Below are 15,794 nucleotides of genomic sequence, written 5' to 3'. Positions count from 1 at the left end.
TTCAAGATACGCACAAGGACGGGTACGAGTCTCCCACGCTTCGCTCAAGGTGCGGAGACGAGTCTTGTCCATGTTGCAGGGGAGACAGGTCGTCCTCGCCCGGTTGGCAGAACGTAACGGGGGAATCGGGACGTGGAGCTGAACGGCAGGACGCGACGGACGGCCTTCTCACCTGCGACAAGGATCGTCTCGCGGCGCACACGGGGGTAGGCGCCGGGAGATACGGGGGGACGGCGGCCGCACGCTACGGGGAGCACGCGGCCGCCCACCCCGCCCCGGATCACGACCGGCCCAGCATCTCCAGGTAGTGCGGGTTGGTCATGATGCCGAGGATGTTGCCGAACGGATCGACCACGGACGCCGTGACGAAGCCCGCACCGCGCGGGGTGAGCGGCAGGTGCGGGGTCGCGCCGAGGGCGAGCAGGCGGGCGAGGGTGCCCTCCAGGTCGTCGACGTGCCAGTGGGTCACGGCGCCGCCCGGCGCCACGGGGGTGCCGGGCGGCGCCCACGCCCGGTCGATGATGCCCAGCTCGGCCTGGTGGTCGCCGACGCGGAACTCCACGTAGGCGGGCCGGCCGTCGGGGCCCGGGCGGGAGAAATAGGACGCCACGCCGAGCACCTCGGCGTACCAGGCGGCCGCGGCCGGCACGTCGTCGGCCCAGATGTTCATCGTCGCGAATCCGCGGAATGTCGTCATGCCTGAGACGCTAGGACCGCTTGTGGAAGCTACGGTTCCGCAATGCTGGAGACCTCCGTGCGGCTACTGCGCCTGCTGTCCCTGCTCCAGGTGCGGCGCGACTGGTCCGGCGCCGAGCTGGCGCGGCGGCTGGACGTCAGCACCCGCACCGTGCGCAACGACGTCGAACGGCTGCGCATCCTGGGCTACGAGGTGCGCTCCAGCACCGGGGTGACCGGCGGCTACCGGCTCGCCGCCGGCTCGGCGGTGCCGCCGCTGCTGCTGGACGACGAGGAGGCCGTCGCCGTCGGGCTGGGGCTGCGGGCCGCCGCCGCGGGCAGCGTCACCGGCATCGAGGAGACGTCGCTGCGGGCGTTGCAGAAACTGGAGCAGACGCTGCCGGCGCGGCTGCGGCAGCGGCTCGACGCCCTGCGCCAGGGCACCGTGTCCGCGGCCGGGCGCGGCCCCACCGTCGACGCCGACGTGCTGACACTGGTGGCGGGCGCGTGCCGCGACCACGACCTGCTGCGCTTCGAGTACGCCGGCCGCGACGGCGCCACCGCGCTGCGGCGGGTGGAACCGCACCGCCTGGTCTACACCGGACGCCGCTGGTACCTGCTGGCATGGGACCGCGACCGCGGCGACTGGCGCACGTTCCGGGCCGACCGGCTGCGGCCCGTCCTGCCCGTCGGCCCGCGCTTCGTCCCCCGCGACCCACCCGCCGACGCCGCCGAGCACGTGGTGCGCGGCACCGGCTCGCTGGCGTGGCGGCACCCGGCCCGGATCCGGCTGCACGCTCCCGCTGAGGTCGCGGGCGAACGGGTGCCGCCCGCGGCCGGGCTGCTGCGCGCCGACGGTCCGGCGCACTGCGTGCTGGAGACCGGCGGCGACTCCCTGCCCGACCTGGCCGGTTTCCTCCTCAGCCTGGACGTCGACTTCGAGGTGCTGGACCCGCCGGAGCTGCGCGACCACCTGCGGACCCTGGCGGACCGCTGCCGCCGCGCGGCCGGGTGACCGGCGCACCACCCATTGAGGTCAGCCGGGCAGTTGCAGCCGCGCCGTCGTGCCGGCGCCCGCCCCCGGCGAGGTCACCGAGACGGAGCCGCCGTGCGCGGCCATGACCTGCTGGGCGATGCTCAGCCCCAGGCCGACGCCGGCCACCGCCTGCACCCGGGAGTGCCGGCCGCGGTAGAAGCGGTCGCAGACGTACGGCAGTTCGGCGGCGGGGATGCCGGCGCCGGAGTCGGTCACCTCGATGGCGGGCGTGCCGCCGCCGGTGACCCGCACCGTGACCCGGCCGCCGGGGGGCGTGTGCTGGATCGCGTTGCGCAGCAGGTGGCCGGTGGCCTGGCAGAGCCGGGTGAAGTCGGCGACGGCCGGCGCGGAGGCGCCGGGGTCCGGCAGCTCGACGGTGACCCGGCCGCGGGCGGCGAGCGGCGCGCACGAGACGGCGGCCGCCTGCACGACGGTGGCGAGGTCGACCGGCGAGCGGTGCACGGCCAGCGGGGCGCCCGCCGGGCGGCTGCCCGCGAGGAGGTGGTCGACCATCTGCACGAGGCGCTCGCCGTTGCGCTGGATCGGCTCGACGATGGGCCGGTACGCGGCGAGCGCGTCGTCGTCGGTGAGGATCTCCAGGTAGCCCTGGATGGTGGCGACGGGGGTGCGCAGCTCGTGGGAGATGGCGGCGACGAGGTCGTCCTCGCGCTGCCCGGCGCGGGCCAGCTCGTCGCCCAGCTCGGCGAGCAGGCGGCGGCTGCGGATCGCGGCCAGGTGCCCGGCGGCCTGCCCGGCGAGCATGGCGAGGTCGTCGAGCAGCCGGTCGCCGGCCTCGCGGGGGCGGTCGTCGATGACGCACACCGCGCCGAGCGGGTGGCCGTCCTCGTCGACGAGCGGGGCGCCCGCGTAGAAGCGGATGTGCGGGTCGCCGGTGACGGTGGCGAACCCGGCGAACCGCGGGTCCCGGGTCGCGTCGGGCACGGCGATGGGCCGGCCGGCCGCCATCGTGTGGGCGCAGAAGGAGACGTCGCGGGCGGCCTGCTCGCCGGGGAAGCCGGTGCGGCCGGCGAACCACTGCCGCTCGGCGTCGACCAGCGTGACCACGGACATCGGGGTGCCGGCGATGGAGGCGGCGAGGCGGGTCAGCTCGTCGAGCACGACCGGGCGCGGGGCGTCGAGCAGCCCGTAGCTGCGCAGCGCGGCGACCCTGGCCCCCTCGTCCACCATGGCCGTCATGTCCCCGCCCGATTCCCGTCGCGCCGATGTCGGCCCTACCTACGTCCGGCGGGGGGCCGAGTTGAGCGAAACGGCTCAGGGCAGCGCGGCGGGCAGCCCGAACGGCGCGGCGTGCTCCGGGCCCAGGAACGAGGTGATCTCCGCGATCCGGTCGTCGCGCAGGGTGAACACGGTGAGCGAGAAGAAGTCGTGCGGGCCGTCGTCGCCGCCGCGCAGCCAGAGCGCCACGGCGGGCTGGCCGTTGGCGGTGACCGGGCGGTGCCGCCACGCCCCGCACGAGCCCAGCGGCAGCGCCACGGCGAAGTCCATGACGGCGTCGACGCCGGCGTACCAGGCGCCCAGCGGCGGCATCGACCACGTGACGTCGGCGGTGAGCAGGGCCACCAGGGCGTGGGCGTCGCCGCGCTCCAGCGCGCCCGCGTAGCCGCTGACGATGCGCCGCAGCCGGGCGTCGTCGAGCCGGCGCAGGGTCTGCTGCTGGCTGCGGGCGGGCACCCGGCCGGCGACGACGGCGCGGGCCCGCTGCAGCGCGCTGTTCACCGACGCCACGGTGGTGTCCATCGTCGCGGCGATCTCGGCCGCCGAGAAGCCGAGCACCTCGAACAGCAGCAGGGCCGCCCGCTGGTTGCCGGGCAGGTGCTGACACGCCGCCACGAACGCCAGCTCGACCGCCTCGCGCTGCTCGTAGCGCGCCTCCGGCGCCGCCGTGCCCACGCCCAGCCCCGAGTCCGGGTACGGGCACAGCCAGGCGACCTCGGTCAGCGGCACGTCGCCGACGACGGCCCGCGGGCTGGCCGGGCCCAGGTCGACCGGCAGCGCCCGGCGCCCGCGCGCCGCCACCGCGTCCAGGCAGGTGCGGGTGGCGACGGTGTACAGCCACGTGCGCAGGGAGCTGCGGCCCGCGAAGCCAGGCAGCCCGCGCCAGGCCCGCAGCAGGGCGTCCTGCAGGGCGTCGTCGGCGTCGTGGGTCGAGCCGAGCATGCGGTAGCAGTGCGCGTGCAGCTCGCGGCGCAGCGGCTGGACGAGGCGGGTGAACGCCGCGTCGTCGCCGCCGCGCGCCAGCAGCAGGTCGGCGTCGTCCGTCCGGGTGTCGCTCACCCGGACCAGTGTGCCCGCCCCGCTCACCGCCCGGCCAGGACCTCACGCAGCCGGGCGGCGAACGCCTCGGGCCGGTCGGCGAAGCCGATGTGCCCGCCCGGGAACAGGGTGGGCGCGGTGCCGAGCCGGGCGGCCAGGGTGGCGGAGGTGCGCTCGCACAGCTCCCCGCCCGACTCCTCGCCGAGCCCGACCAGGACCCGGACGGGCGACGCGCGCAGCGCCGCGACGTCCGGCCGCCAGTACACGGTGGGCCGCAGCATGCGGGCGAACTGGTAGTGCTCGTCGGCGACGGCCTGCGGCGACCGGTCGGCGAGGAACACCTGCTCGACCAGCTCGGGAGGCATCGCGATGTTCGCGATGCGCAGGAAGTCGCGCCACGCCCCGGCCGGGTCGCCCGCCAGGTAGGTGGCGCACATCCGCTCGGTGTCGGCGCGCAGCCGGTCGGCGTCCGGCTGGCCGTCGTGCAGCGGCGGCTCGTGCGCGATGACGGTGTGCGCCAGGTCGGGCCGGGCCTGCGCCAGGGCCAGCACGCTGACCGCGCCGCCGCTCGAGCCGAGCATCGCCGCCGGGCCCGCGTCGACGTGGGCGATCAGCCGGGCGAGGTCGTCGGCGCGCAGCTCAGGGGTGGCGTCGGCGGCGCGGTCGGCCACGGTGCTGCGGTGGATGCCGCGCGGGTCGGTGGTCAGCACGGTGTGGTCGCCGGCGAGCAGGTCGGCCAGCGGGGCGAACGAGCGGGCGTCCATCGGGGCGGCCACGAGCACCAGCAGCGGGCCGGTGCCGCGCAGCTCGTAATGCAGGCGGGCGCCGGGGACGTCGAGCAGGTCGGTGGTCACGGTGGTCATCGGGGTTCCTCCTGAGGGTGTCGGGGTGCTCAGGAGTGCAGACCGGGCCCGGCGCTCGGACTCATCGGTCGCCCGTCCGCGTCGCTGTTCGGCCCGGCGGTCGGACCCCGGCCGTATGGTGTCCCCATGCCTGCCGCCGACTCGTGGTTCGACGCCGTGAAGGTGCTGCTCGACCGCTCCCACCTGTGGCGGCCCGAGGACCTCGCGAACGCGGTGGACGAGGCGCTGGACCCGCTCGGCGTGCGCGCGACGGTCTACCTGGTCGACCCGGAGCAGCGGTTCCTGCGGCCGCTGCCGGTGCGGGGCCGGCCGACCGCCGAGCCGCTGCCCGTCGATGGCTCGGTGGCCGGGCGGGCGTTCACCGGCGTGGCCGGGGTGCCGGCGCGGTCGCCGGGGGGCGCGCGCTGGTGGGCGCCGATGGTCAACGGCACCGACCGCCTCGGGGTCGTCGACTTCGTCCTGCCCGAGGGCGTCGACCCGGACACCGAGCCGTGGCAGCGGGGCTGCGAGCTCGTCGCCGGCCTCGTCGGCCACCTCGTCACCACCACCGAGCCGCGCGGCGACCACCTGCACCGGCACCGGCGGTCCCGGCCCATGACGGTGGGCGCCGAACTGCTGTGGCAGCTGTTGCCGCCGCTCACGGTCAGCGCCGGCGACCTGGTGGCGTCCGCGGTGCTGGAGCCCTGCTACGACGTCGGCGGCGACGGCTTCGACTACGCCCTGGACGGCCGCCGGCCGCAGGTGCTCATCCTCGACGCGGCCGGGCGCCGCCTGCACGCCGGCCTGGCCTGCGCGGTGGCGCTCGCGGCGATCCGGTCGTCGCGGCGCGCGGGCGGCGACCTGGCGGAGCAGGCGCGCACCGCCGACCAGGCGCTGCAGGAGCAGTTCGCCGACGCCCGGTTCGCCACGGCGGTGCTCGCCGAGCTGGACCTGGACTCCGGCCTGCTGCGCTACGTCAACGCGGGTCACCCGCCGCCGCTGCTGGTGCGCGGCGGGCGGCTGGTGCGGCACCTCACCGGCGGGCGCCGGCTGCCGCTGGGCCTGGACGGCCCGGCCGACCCGTGGGGCGAGGAGCACCTGGAGCCGGGCGACCGGCTGCTGCTCTACACCGACGGCATCACCGAGGCCCGCGACGCCGACGGTGTGGAGTTCGGCGCCGACCGGCTCGTCGCGCTGGTCGAGCGGCACGCCGCAGACGGGCTGCCGGTGCCCGAGACGCTGCGCCGGCTCTCGCACGCCGTCCTCGCCCACCAGCCCGGCGAGCCTGCCGACGACGCCACCCTCGTGCTGCTGGAGTGGTCACCCCGGACGGCACGGCGTACCGTCCCACCGACCGCCCGACGAACGGACGACGCATGACCCCCGAGATCCTCGCCCTGACCGTCCGCGACCTGGGCGACACGGGCCGGGTGCTGACCGCCACCGGCGAGATCGACCACGACACCCGGGCCGCCGTGCGCGACGCCGTCATGGAGAGCGTCGACGCGGGCCGGACGCGGGTCGTGCTGGACGTCGCCGGGGTGGAGTTCTGCGACTCCGGCGCGCTCAGCGCGTTCGTCGAGGCGCACCGCCGCACGGAGGCGGCGGGCGGCTGGTTCCGGCTGGCGGGCGCGTCGGGGCGGGTGCAGCTCGTGCTGCGGCTGGCGAACCTCGACCGGATCCTGCAGCTGCGCCCCACGGTGGCCGAGGCGACCGCGGACCTCTGACGGGCGGGACGGCGCAGGACGGCACACCGCCGCCCGCCCGGTCCCGCCGCACATACGGTGCGTCGTGTGGACAGCACGGGCCGGAAGTGGACACCGCACCCGGCCCGTCGTGGGGCACAATCGCGGCATGACCTCGCTGCCGGCGTCGCCCCCGCACCCGGGGGCGGTCGACGTGCGCCGGTGGACGCTCGACGACGTGCGTGACCTGCACCAGCTGCGGGCGGCGCTGCGCACCGAGATCGCCCGGGTCACCCGGGTGGCGGGCGCGGAGCTGGGCGAGGTGCTGGACCGGGCGGTGATCGTGGCGACGGAGCTGGCCACGAACGCGCTGCGGCACGGCCGCCCGCCCGCCGAGGTGCGGCTGCAGCAGGCCCAGGACCGGCTGGTGCTGGTGGTCGTCGACCACGCCGTCGACGCGGTCCCGCGGCTCGACGACGACCGGCCGCCGGGCGCGGGCGGCCTCGGCATGCGGTTCGTGCGCACGCTCGCCGTCGAGACGGGCTGGTACACCAGGGACGGCGCCAAGCACGTGTGGGCCAGCTTCCCCGGCTGAGGGGCCCGGGTTGTCATTGCTCCACGGCAACGAGTACAACATGCACCATGGGTGAACCCACCTACTCGATCGACCGGCAGGACGACGCGGGCACCGCCCGGCTCCTGCTCGGCGGCGAACTGGACCTGGCCGCCCGCGAGGACCTGTACGCGGCGATCGTCGCGGCCGGCGCCGACGCGGACATCACCGCGGTGGTGCTCGACCTGCGTGGGGTCACCTTCATCGACTCGGAGGCGCTGGGCGCCGTCATCGAGGGGCACGCGGCGATCACGTCGGCGGGCCGCTCCTACTCGCTGGTCGGCGACCACGGGCCGGTGCGGCGGGTGCTCGACATCGCCGGCCTGGTGCCGATGCTGGGCGAGGACCCGGCCTGAGCCGAGGCGTCCGGGGGCCGGCGGTTCCGGTCCTGAGCGGTTAGTTAAGTTTCCGTGCGGTCCCTTGCGGCGCGCCCCCGCGATGCCCGAAGGTGACGGCTGCCCCCTCGCCCCCCACGCCCCCCGGAGGCTCCTTCCCCCATGCGCCGACCACGCCTGCTCCTCGCCCTCGCCGTCACGGCGACGACCCTGGCCGGCGGCCTCGCGGTCGCGTCCCGCAGCGACACCGCCGACGCGGCCGTCGGGCCGATCACCTGGCAGGACGAGTTCAACGCCGCCGCCGGCACGCCCGTCAACACCGGCAAGTGGACCGCCGAGATCGGCGGCAGCGGGTGGGGCAACAACGAGCGGCAGTACTACACGAACTCCACCAGCAACGCGGTGCACGACGGCGCCGGCAACCTGGTCATCACGGCCCGCCGCGAGAACCCGGGCAACTTCCAGTGCCACTACGGCCGCTGCGAGTACACCAGCGCCCGGCTCATCACCAGCAACAAGTTCTCCCAGGCCTACGGCAAGTTCGAGGCCCGCATCAAGATCCCGCGCGGCCAGGGCATCTGGCCCGCCTTCTGGATGCTCGGCCAGGACTTCGGCCAGGTCGGCTGGCCCAACTCCGGCGAGATCGACATCATGGAGAACGTCGGCAAGGAGCCCAACACCGTCTACGGCACCGTGCACGGCCCCGGCTACTCCGGCGGCGCCGGCATCACCGGCAGCCGCAACATCGGCCGCCCCCTCGCCGACGACTTCCACACCTACGGCATCGAGTGGTCGCCCAACCTGATCCGCTGGTTCCTCGACGGCGCCGAGTACCACCGCATCACCCCCGCCAACCTGGGCGGCAACCGGTGGGTGTTCGACAAGCCGCACTTCCTGCTGCTCAACGTCGCCGTCGGCGGCAACTGGCCCGGCTACCCCGACGCCACCACCCAGTTCCCGCAGCAGATGCTCGTCGACTACGTGCGGGTCAACTCGTGGACGAACGGCACGCCGCCGGCCACCACCGCGCCGACGACCCGCCCGCCGACGACCGCCCCGACCACGCGGCCGCCGACGACGCCGCCGACGACGCCGCCGTCGACCACCCGCCCGCCGACCACCGCGCCGACCACCGCGCCGACGACCGCGCCGCCGTCCGGCACCGCGTGGACGCCCTACACGGCGTACTCCGCCGGGCAGGTCGTGACGCACAACGGCGTGCGCTACCAGGTGCGCCAGTCGCACACGTCGCTGCCGGGCTGGGAGCCGCCGAACGTCCTGGCGCTGTTCCTGCCGCTGTAACGCGCGACGGGCAGACGGAAAACGGCCGGTGCGGGTCTCCCCGCACCGGCCGTTTCGTGTGTCCGGTGGATCAGAACGCGTCGGCGCCCAGCTGGTCGCGCAGCTTGGTCAGCGCCCGGGCCAGCAGCCGGGAGACGTGCATCTGCGAGACGCCGACCCGCTCGGCGATCTGCGACTGCGTCAGGTTGCCGTGGAAGCGCAGCGCGACGATGGTGCGCTCGCGCTCGTCGAGGGTGGCGAGCGCCGGGCCCAGCGAGACGCGCAGCTCGGCCAGCTCGAACTCGGTGTCCTCGCCGCCGAGCGTGTCGCCCAGCTCCGTGGAGCCCTCGGCGCCGACCGGGGTGGACAGCGACGTCGCGTTGTAGGCGCGGGCGCCCTCCAGGCCCTCCAGCACCTCCTCCTCGGTGATGCCGAGGTGCACGGCGACGTCGGCGACCAGCGGCGGGCGGCCGAGCTTGTGGGTGAGCGTGTTGTTGGCCTCGGTGATGGCCAGGCGCAGCTCCTGCAGGCGGCGCGGGACGCGCACCGACCAGGTGCGGTCGCGGAAGTGCCGCTTGATCTCGCCGATGATCGTGGGGATCGCGTAGCCCGCGAAGTCGATGCCGCGCTCCGGGTCGAACCGGTCGACGGCCTTGATGAGGCCGATCGTGGCGGTCTGCACCAGGTCGTCGGTGGGCTCACCGCGGCCGGTGTAGCGCTTGGCGAGGTGCCGGGCGAGCGGCAGCCAGGCCTCGATGGCCTGCTCGCGCAGCCCGGGCCGCGAGGGGTGGTCGGCGGGCACCGCGTGCATCGCCGCGAGCAGGGTGCTGGCGGTGTCGGCGCTCGTCAGCGCGTCCTCGTCAGCGGGGGCGAGGGTCGTCGTCGTTTCCACAGCGGGGACCCTACCCGATCATCCCAGCGTTGCCTAGACGACCGGTCGATCATTCTGACCGAAAGTATGAGGTGCCGCAGCTAGATGCCCAGATTTCGCAGGAACGCGGCCTGCTCGGCGAGCGTGTCGGGCGGCACGGACCGGAACCACCCGACCGCGTCCGCCTGGTCCGCCGCCACCGGCACGCCGCCGTCCAGGGTCGCCGCGAACGCCAGCCCCACCGGCCAGCCCGGGTAACCCGCGGCGTGCAGGCCCGGATACTCGATCCAGCCCAGCAGCGCCCCCACCAGCACGTCGACGCCCAGCTCCGCGCGCGCCACCCGGCGCACCGCCGCCGTCACCGGCTCACCGAAGTGGACGGTGCCGCCCGGCAGGTGCCACAGCCCGCGGGCCGGCTCGACCGACCGCCGCGTCAGCACCACCCCGGCCGCGCCGCGCAGCACCACCTCGACGGTCAGCCGCGGCACGCGGGCGTAGACGGCGTCGAACTCGGCGCGCGACAGCGGGTGCTCGGTCACCCCCCGATCCTGCCCGCCGGAGCCCGCCGGGTGGCGGAACATCGCCGGGGGCGGCGGCGTTGGCAGGTCCGTCAAGCGAGGAGGCGGTCATGACCGTGCAGTTCGGTGTCGACACGTTCGGCGACGTCAGCGTCGGGCCCGACGGCAGGCGGCTCGGCTACGCCGAGGTGATCCGCAACGTCGTCGACCAGGCCGTGCTGGCCGAGGAGGTGGGGCTGGACGCGTTCGGGGTCGGTGAGCACCACCGCGACGACTTCGCCGTGTCGGCGCCCGAGATCGTGCTGGCCGCCGTCGCGGGGCGCACGACGCGGATCCGGCTCGGGACCGCCGTGACGGTGCTCAGCTCGGACGACCCGGTGCGGGTGTTCGAGCGGTTCGCCACGCTCGACGCGGTGTCCGGCGGGCGCGCAGAGATCATCCTCGGGCGCGGCTCGTTCACCGAGTCGTTCCCGCTGTTCGGCTACGACCTGGCCGACTACGACCGGCTGTTCGCCGAGAAGGCCGACCTGATGGCGCACCTGCTCACCGAGGACGCCGTCACCTGGGAGGGCACGGTCCGCCCGCCGCTGAAGGAGCAGCACGTCTACCCGAAGACCGAGTCCGGGCGCATCACCACCTGGATCGGCGTCGGCGGCAGCCCCGAGTCGGTGGTCCGCGCCGCGCAGTACGGCTTCCCGCTGGTGCTGGCCATCATCGGCGGCGCACCGGAGCGGTTCGCCCCGTACGTGGAGCTGTACCACCGGGCGCTGAAGGAGTTCGGGCGCGACCCGCTGCCGGTGGCGGTGCACTCCCCCGGCTTCGTCGCCGCCACCGACGCCGAGGCGGTCGACACCCTGTGGCCGCACGCCCGGGCGATGCTCACCCGGATCGGCCGCGAGCGCGGCTGGCCGCCGCCGAACCGGCAGCGCTTCGAGGCCGACATCGCCGAGGGCGCCTGGCACGTGGGCTCGCCCGAGACCGTGGCCGCGAAGGTCGCGGCCACGGTCCGGGCCCTGGGCGTGCAGCGGTTCGACCTCAAGTACTCGCACGGCACCCTGCCGCACGAGGCGCAGCTGGAGGCCATCCGGCTGTACGGCACCGAGGTGCTGCCGCGGGTGCGCGACCTGCTCACCTGACCGCGTACGCCCGCAGGATCGTCTGGGTGACCGCGTTGCCGGCGGTGTCCCGCGCGGTCGCCCGCAGCGACACGAACGCCGCGCCGGCCGGGTGGGTCACCGTCACGGTCCAGCCGTCGCCGGTGCGGGCCAGCGCGGCCGGCGCCCACGTCGCGCCGTCGTCGGTGGACGCGTCGACCGCCAGCGTCACGCCCGCGCCCACGATGCCGTCGCCGTTGCGCTGCACCGCCGCCGCGAACGAGAACGCGCCGCCGGGCGCCGCGTTGCGCCCGTCCAGCACCGGCGCGAACCGGACGGCCAGCAGCGGCACGTTCGTCACGCCGGGCGCGGGCGCCGAGCTGAACGTCCAGTCGGCCGTCACGGAGGTCGACGTGTCGGCGCCCGCCTGGGTCAGCTCGCTGCGCAGCCGGTACTCGCCCGGGGTGGACGGCACCGGGAAGTAGCCCTGCCCGGCCAGCGGGTACGTGCCGACCAGCCGGTCGCCGGCGTACAGCTCCGTGGACTGGCTGCGGACCGCGCCCGGGTGGCCGGTGTGGTCGACGGCGCCGTCGGCGAACATCGGCACGCCGACGGAGATCTGGTCGCCGACCCGCTCGGCGAGGAACAGCCGGCCCGGGCGCACCGGCAGCGACGGGCCGAAGACGGCCCCGTTCCACGTCTCCCGGGTCACCTGGCCGGCGGCGTACACGCGGGCCGGGGCGGCGGTCAGGTGCTCGCGGCCGCGCGGGCCGTACTGGGCGAAGTCCGGGTACCAGACGTGGCCCGGGGTGTAGAACTCCGTGAGCGTGGCGGGCAGGTCGCGCTCGACGATGCCCCGCACGCCGGTGCGGCCCGGGGCGGCCGCGGCGAGGGTGGCGTCCACCCGGGCCAGCTCGGCGTCGGCGAACACCCGGGCCACGCCGGCCGGCACGCGCCCGTCGGTCACGGCGCGCACGTTGTACAGGTAGGGGCTGTCCCGGAACGCGCCGTCGTGGGACGGCTGGGCCAGCGACGCCTCGGCGGTGAACGTGAACCGGCCCGGCGCGGCGGTCTCCGACGGGCGCACGTACACCGAGCCGAACGCCTCCTGGCCGCCGATCCAGCCGTAGCCGAGCGGCACGCCGCCGGTGGAGACGCTGTCGAAGCCGAGCCAGGCGGTGCCGACGCGGGCGCCGGGGCGCTCGACGCGCAGGTCGACGGTGTGGCCGTCGGCGCCGCTGACCGTGACGGCGCGGTCGCGGTCGACGACGAGTTCCGGCTCGATGCCGATGACCGTCTCGGCGCCGCTGCGCACGAACGTGTCGAGCCGGTAGCGGCCGTGCGGCACCCGGGCGACGACCCGGCCGGACGGCGCGTACGGCGTGTACTCGGCGAGGGTGTCGAGGTTGGTCAGGCGCAGGCCGTAGTCGGCGGTGGCCTCGCCGCGCCGGCCGCGCACCTGCACGGCGACGTCGTAGCGCTCGGCCTCCACGTCGACGCCGACGGGGATGCGCAGGCCGGCGGCGGTGAGCACGCCGCCGTACACGCCGGTCGGGGCCTCGGGGTCGCGGGTGTCGACGATGACGGTCGCGGTGGCGCTGCCGCCGGCCGGGACGGTGAGCCGGGGCGGGTCGGCGGCGAACATGCCCGCCGGGGCGGGCGCCCCGGCCGGGTCGCGCACGTCGAACGCGAGGTCCACGGTGGCCGGTGCGTCGCCGGTGTTGGTGAAGGTGACCGGGCGGCGCACCGGGGCGTCGTCGGCGTGCGGCCAGGCGGCCACGCCGACGTCGATGGAGGCGGCGGACGCGAACACCCGCTGGGCGGTGGCGCGGGCCAGGTCGGCGCGCCCGGCGCCCTGCTCGTAGACGGTCGCGCCGGGGCTCGGCACGGCGGTGCCCATGAGGGCGGCCTTGAGCTGCGCGGCGGACCAGCCGGGGTGGGCCTGCGCGAGCAGGGCGGCGGCGCCGGCCACGTGCGGCGCGGCCATCGAGGTGCCGGACATGGCGGTGTACGGGCCGTCGGTGCCGCCCGCGCCGGTGAGCGCGGCGACGATGCCGACGCCGGGGGCGGTCAGGTCGGGCTTGATGCCGGAGTTGTGGTGCCGCGGGCCGCGGGCGGAGAACCAGGCGAGGCTGTCGTCGCGGTCGACCGCGCCGACGGTCAGCGCGGACGCGGCCGCGGCGGGGCTGCCGATGGTGCCGGCGGTGGGCCCGTTGTTGCCGGCGGCGACCACGAACAGCGCGCCGGTCCGCTCGGTGAGCCGGTCGACGGCGGCGGACAGCACGTCGGCGCCGTCGGCGCTGAAGTCGATGCCGAGGCTGACGTTGACGACGTCCGCGCCGTGCGTGGCGGCGTACTCCAGCCCGGCGAGGATGCCGGACTCGCTGCCGGAGCCGTCGTCGCCCAGCACCTTCACGTCGAGCAGCCGGGCGTCGGGCGCGACGCCGCGGTACTCGCCGCCGCGGGCGGCGCCGCTGCCGGCGAGGATGGACGCCACGTGGGTGCCGTGGCCGTAGGCGTCGCCGGTGCCGTCGCCGGACAGGTCGACGGCGTCGGCGACGGCGTCGGCGAGGTCGGGGTGGCGGGCGTCCACACCGGAGTCGACGACGGCGACGGTGACGCCCTTGCCGGTCAGCCCGGCCCGCCACGCCACCGGCGCGCCGATCTGCGTCACGCTGCGGTCGAGCTGGGCCCGCACCGGCCCGTCGAGGGCGAGCCGCTGGACGGCGCCCCCGGCCCGGACGGTGGACCACAGCCGCGGCGCATCGGCCTTGCGGGTGCGCACGGCGGCGGCGCCGGCACGCGGGAAGGCCCGGGTGACGCCGGGCACCGCCGACGGCCGGCTGGTGGTGACGACGAGCGGCAGGTCGGCGCGGGACCGGTCGTCGAACCCGTGGGCGACGAGCTGGGTGATGTTGAACAGGCGCCGGTCGACGCGGCCGGCGCCGGTGAGGGCGAGCGCGTCGGCGGGCACGACGTAGGTGTCGCCGCGGCTGGTCCAGCGGGCGAAGCCGATGCGCTCGCGGCCCTTGGCGGGCTCGACGACGACGCGGTCGCCGGCCAGCCGCACCCGGTCGCCGGTCACCAGGGTGACGCCGGCGCCGGCGGGTGCGGCGGTGGTGGACGCCGGGGCGGCGGGCGCGGGGGCGGGGCCGGCGGCGGCGGGGGCCGCCGGGGCGACGAGGAAACCTGCGGTGACGAGGGCGGCGAGGGCGCCGCGGCGCAGCGTCATGGGGGGTGCTCCCGGGGAGTTTTCGGGCAGGCGGGAACGCCCGCACGAGCGGGGTGGATGGGAGGGGATGAGCGCGATCGCGATCAAGTTATGGCCCGCGCGGAGGCGCTCACAAGCTGAGCGCCTGTGCGCTCGGTCACCGGACGGGCCGATTGTGTCCGGCCGATGCACGGGATCTTGCGAGGGCGTGACGAGGGCGGATTATGTACGCTTGTACACATGACCCGGTCCATGCGCGAGCGGATGCTCGCGGGCGAGCCGTACATCGCCGACGACCCCGAACTGGCCCGCGACGCGCTGCGCGCGCAGGCGCTCACCCACCGCCTCAACACCGCCGACCCGACCGACGGCGACCTGCGCCGCGCCCTGCTCACGGAGCTGCTGGGCGCCTTCGGCGAGGGCAGCGAGATCCGGCCGCCGTTCCGCTGCGACTACGGCTACCAGACCGTCGTCGGCGCGCGCACGTTCGCCAACTTCGGGCTCGTCTGCCTCGACGTGGCCCGCGTGACGATCGGCGACGACGTGCAGATCGGGCCGCATGTGCAGTTGCTCACGCCGACCCACCCGGTGGAGCCCGGGCCGCGCCGCGACAAGTGGGAGGCCGCCCTGCCCATCACGATCGGTGACAACGTGTGGCTCGGCGGCGGCGTCATCGTCTGCCCCGGCGTGACCATCGGGGCGGACACCGTCGTGGGCGCCGGCTCCGTCGTCACCCGCGACCTGCCGCCCGGCGTCGTGGCGTACGGCAGCCCGGCCCGGGTGGTGCGGGACGCCGGCCCGTGAGCACCCGCCGGTACGACCCGGACCGCAAGACCCGCATCGTCGACGCGGCGATCGGCGTCATCGCCGAACACGGCGTCACCGGCACCACGCACCGGCGCATCGCCGCCGCGGCCGACGTGCCGCTGGGCTCGCTCACGTACCACTTCACCGGCCTGGACGACCTGCTGGAACAGGCGTTCCGGCGGCACGCCGCGACCATGTCCGCGGTGTACGCCCGGCACTTCGACGGCGTGCGCACCCGCGACGACCTGGTCGACGCGGTCACCGACCTGGTGCACCGCGACGCGGGCGCGGACCGGCACGACTGGGCGGTGGCCTACGAGCTGTACCTGGCGGCGCTGCGCAACCCGGCACTGCGCGACGTGACCGAGACGTGGATGCGCGCCAGCCGGGCGGTGCTGGAGCGGTTCGTCGACCCGCTGACCGCCCGCGGCCTCGACGGCGCCATCGAGGGCCTGGTGATGCACGCGGTGCTGTCGACGGCCGAGCCGCCGTCGCGCGCCGACGTACGCGCGCTGGTCGCCCGGCTGGTGCCGGCGGCGGCCCGCCCCTGAC

16 protein-coding genes are annotated in these 15,794 nt (G+C 75.9%); 9 read left to right on the top strand and 7 right to left on the bottom strand.

Going from position 1 to position 15,794, the window contains the following annotated elements:
* Positions 1 to 280: 280 nt before the first annotated feature.
* On the bottom strand, positions 281 to 697 hold the full coding sequence (locus Sya03_RS16580) for a VOC family protein (RefSeq protein ID WP_203939200.1): 417 nt from the start codon (positions 695 to 697) through the stop codon (positions 281 to 283).
* Between the two features lie 42 nt (positions 698 to 739).
* Between Sya03_RS16580 and Sya03_RS16575 the strand changes: the two genes are divergently transcribed.
* The gene (locus Sya03_RS16575) at positions 740 to 1,690 is read left to right on the top strand and encodes a helix-turn-helix transcriptional regulator (protein ID WP_203939199.1); all 951 of its coding nucleotides are present in this window, start codon (positions 740 to 742) and stop codon (positions 1,688 to 1,690) included.
* A 21-nt stretch (positions 1,691 to 1,711) separates the two neighbouring features.
* Here the strand turns inward: Sya03_RS16575 and Sya03_RS16570 are convergent, their stop codons facing one another.
* The 3 genes from Sya03_RS16570 to Sya03_RS16560 all read right to left on the bottom strand — a co-directional run bounded on the left by Sya03_RS16570 (position 1,712) and on the right by Sya03_RS16560 (position 4,848).
* Positions 1,712 to 2,908: a GAF domain-containing sensor histidine kinase gene (locus tag Sya03_RS16570; RefSeq protein WP_203939198.1), complete on the bottom strand. Its 1,197-nt coding sequence runs from the start codon at positions 2,906 to 2,908 to the stop codon at positions 1,712 to 1,714.
* A gap of 75 nt (positions 2,909 to 2,983) precedes the next feature.
* Complete coding sequence (locus Sya03_RS16565) at positions 2,984 to 3,973, bottom strand: sigma-70 family RNA polymerase sigma factor (protein WP_203939261.1); 990 nt, start codon at positions 3,971 to 3,973, stop codon at positions 2,984 to 2,986.
* A 56-nt stretch (positions 3,974 to 4,029) separates the two neighbouring features.
* On the bottom strand, positions 4,030 to 4,848 hold the full coding sequence (locus Sya03_RS16560) for an alpha/beta fold hydrolase (RefSeq protein ID WP_203939197.1): 819 nt from the start codon (positions 4,846 to 4,848) through the stop codon (positions 4,030 to 4,032).
* A 126-nt stretch (positions 4,849 to 4,974) separates the two neighbouring features.
* On the opposite strand from Sya03_RS16560, the gene Sya03_RS16555 reads away from it, so the two are divergent.
* The 5 genes from Sya03_RS16555 to Sya03_RS16535 all read left to right on the top strand — a co-directional run bounded on the left by Sya03_RS16555 (position 4,975) and on the right by Sya03_RS16535 (position 8,762).
* Complete coding sequence (locus tag Sya03_RS16555; protein WP_203939196.1) at positions 4,975 to 6,207, top strand: PP2C family protein-serine/threonine phosphatase; 1,233 nt, start codon at positions 4,975 to 4,977, stop codon at positions 6,205 to 6,207.
* On the top strand, positions 6,204 to 6,554 hold the full coding sequence (locus tag Sya03_RS16550) for an STAS domain-containing protein (protein ID WP_203939195.1): 351 nt from the start codon (positions 6,204 to 6,206) through the stop codon (positions 6,552 to 6,554). The genes Sya03_RS16555 and Sya03_RS16550 overlap by 4 nt, the downstream gene beginning before the upstream one ends.
* 127 nt (positions 6,555 to 6,681) lie before the next feature.
* Complete coding sequence (locus tag Sya03_RS16545) at positions 6,682 to 7,107, top strand: ATP-binding protein (RefSeq protein WP_203939194.1); 426 nt, start codon at positions 6,682 to 6,684, stop codon at positions 7,105 to 7,107.
* 47 nt (positions 7,108 to 7,154) lie between these two features.
* Positions 7,155 to 7,481, top strand: a complete 327-nt coding sequence (locus Sya03_RS16540) for an STAS domain-containing protein (protein ID WP_203939193.1) — start codon at positions 7,155 to 7,157, stop codon at positions 7,479 to 7,481.
* 141 nt (positions 7,482 to 7,622) lie between these two features.
* Positions 7,623 to 8,762, top strand: a complete 1,140-nt coding sequence (locus Sya03_RS16535) for a family 16 glycosylhydrolase (RefSeq protein ID WP_239107585.1) — start codon at positions 7,623 to 7,625, stop codon at positions 8,760 to 8,762.
* Positions 8,763 to 8,832: 70 nt separating this feature from the next.
* Here Sya03_RS16535 and Sya03_RS16530 read toward each other — a convergent pair whose 3' ends face one another.
* Both Sya03_RS16530 and Sya03_RS16525 read right to left on the bottom strand, forming a co-directional pair.
* Positions 8,833 to 9,552, bottom strand: coding sequence for a SigB/SigF/SigG family RNA polymerase sigma factor (locus Sya03_RS16530; RefSeq protein ID WP_203939260.1), 720 nt, complete (start codon positions 9,550 to 9,552; stop codon positions 8,833 to 8,835).
* 161 nt (positions 9,553 to 9,713) lie between these two features.
* Complete coding sequence (locus Sya03_RS16525; RefSeq protein ID WP_203939192.1) at positions 9,714 to 10,151, bottom strand: NUDIX hydrolase; 438 nt, start codon at positions 10,149 to 10,151, stop codon at positions 9,714 to 9,716.
* A gap of 89 nt (positions 10,152 to 10,240) precedes the next feature.
* On the opposite strand from Sya03_RS16525, the gene Sya03_RS16520 reads away from it, so the two are divergent.
* Positions 10,241 to 11,266 (top strand): LLM class flavin-dependent oxidoreductase, encoded by a 1,026-nt coding sequence (locus Sya03_RS16520; RefSeq protein ID WP_203939191.1) that lies wholly within the window; start codon positions 10,241 to 10,243, stop codon positions 11,264 to 11,266.
* Here the strand turns inward: Sya03_RS16520 and Sya03_RS16515 are convergent.
* Entirely contained in the window at positions 11,259 to 14,456 is a 3,198-nt protein-coding gene (locus Sya03_RS16515) for a S8 family serine peptidase (RefSeq protein WP_203939190.1), read from the bottom strand. The two genes, Sya03_RS16520 and Sya03_RS16515, sit on opposite strands and share 8 nt — an antisense overlap.
* A gap of 219 nt (positions 14,457 to 14,675) precedes the next feature.
* Here Sya03_RS16515 and Sya03_RS16510 point away from each other — a divergent pair, with 219 nt between their 5' ends.
* Positions 14,676 to 15,239 carry a sugar O-acetyltransferase gene (locus Sya03_RS16510; RefSeq protein ID WP_203939189.1) on the top strand — a complete coding sequence of 188 codons (564 nt, stop codon included), beginning with the start codon at positions 14,676 to 14,678 and terminating at the stop codon, positions 15,237 to 15,239.
* A complete protein-coding gene (locus Sya03_RS16505; RefSeq protein ID WP_203939188.1) occupies positions 15,236 to 15,793 on the top strand; it encodes a TetR/AcrR family transcriptional regulator in 558 nt (185 codons plus the stop codon). The genes Sya03_RS16510 and Sya03_RS16505 overlap by 4 nt, the downstream gene beginning before the upstream one ends.
* Position 15,794 lies beyond the last annotated feature (1 nt).

Source organism: Spirilliplanes yamanashiensis (assembly GCF_016863475.1).
Lineage (GTDB): Bacteria > Actinomycetota > Actinomycetes > Mycobacteriales > Micromonosporaceae > Spirilliplanes > Spirilliplanes yamanashiensis.
The sequence above is the reverse complement of the archived record's forward strand: the minus strand, read 5'-3'. Positions and strand labels throughout refer to the sequence as shown.

Excerpts from the sequence above, each read along its gene's own strand:
- Sya03_RS16575 (WP_203939199.1), top strand. The coding sequence starts at position 740 with ATGCTGGAGACCTCCGTGCGGCTACTGCGCCTGCTGTCCCTGCTCCAG.
- Sya03_RS16530 (WP_203939260.1), bottom strand. The coding sequence starts at position 9,552 with ATGCACGCGGTGCCCGCCGACCACCCCTCGCGGCCCGGGCTGCGCGAG.
- Sya03_RS16555 (WP_203939196.1), top strand. The coding sequence starts at position 4,975 with ATGCCTGCCGCCGACTCGTGGTTCGACGCCGTGAAGGTGCTGCTCGAC.
- Sya03_RS16540 (WP_203939193.1), top strand. The coding sequence starts at position 7,155 with ATGGGTGAACCCACCTACTCGATCGACCGGCAGGACGACGCGGGCACC.
- Sya03_RS16550 (WP_203939195.1), top strand. The coding sequence starts at position 6,204 with ATGACCCCCGAGATCCTCGCCCTGACCGTCCGCGACCTGGGCGACACG.
- Sya03_RS16570 (WP_203939198.1), bottom strand. The coding sequence starts at position 2,908 with ATGACGGCCATGGTGGACGAGGGGGCCAGGGTCGCCGCGCTGCGCAGC.
- Sya03_RS16560 (WP_203939197.1), bottom strand. The coding sequence starts at position 4,848 with ATGACCACCGTGACCACCGACCTGCTCGACGTCCCCGGCGCCCGCCTG.
- Sya03_RS16545 (WP_203939194.1), top strand. The coding sequence starts at position 6,682 with ATGACCTCGCTGCCGGCGTCGCCCCCGCACCCGGGGGCGGTCGACGTG.
- Sya03_RS16520 (WP_203939191.1), top strand. The coding sequence starts at position 10,241 with ATGACCGTGCAGTTCGGTGTCGACACGTTCGGCGACGTCAGCGTCGGG.
- Sya03_RS16515 (WP_203939190.1), bottom strand. The coding sequence starts at position 14,456 with ATGACGCTGCGCCGCGGCGCCCTCGCCGCCCTCGTCACCGCAGGTTTC.
- Sya03_RS16535 (WP_239107585.1), top strand. The coding sequence starts at position 7,623 with ATGCGCCGACCACGCCTGCTCCTCGCCCTCGCCGTCACGGCGACGACC.
- Sya03_RS16580 (WP_203939200.1), bottom strand. The coding sequence starts at position 697 with ATGACGACATTCCGCGGATTCGCGACGATGAACATCTGGGCCGACGAC.
- Sya03_RS16510 (WP_203939189.1), top strand. The coding sequence starts at position 14,676 with ATGACCCGGTCCATGCGCGAGCGGATGCTCGCGGGCGAGCCGTACATC.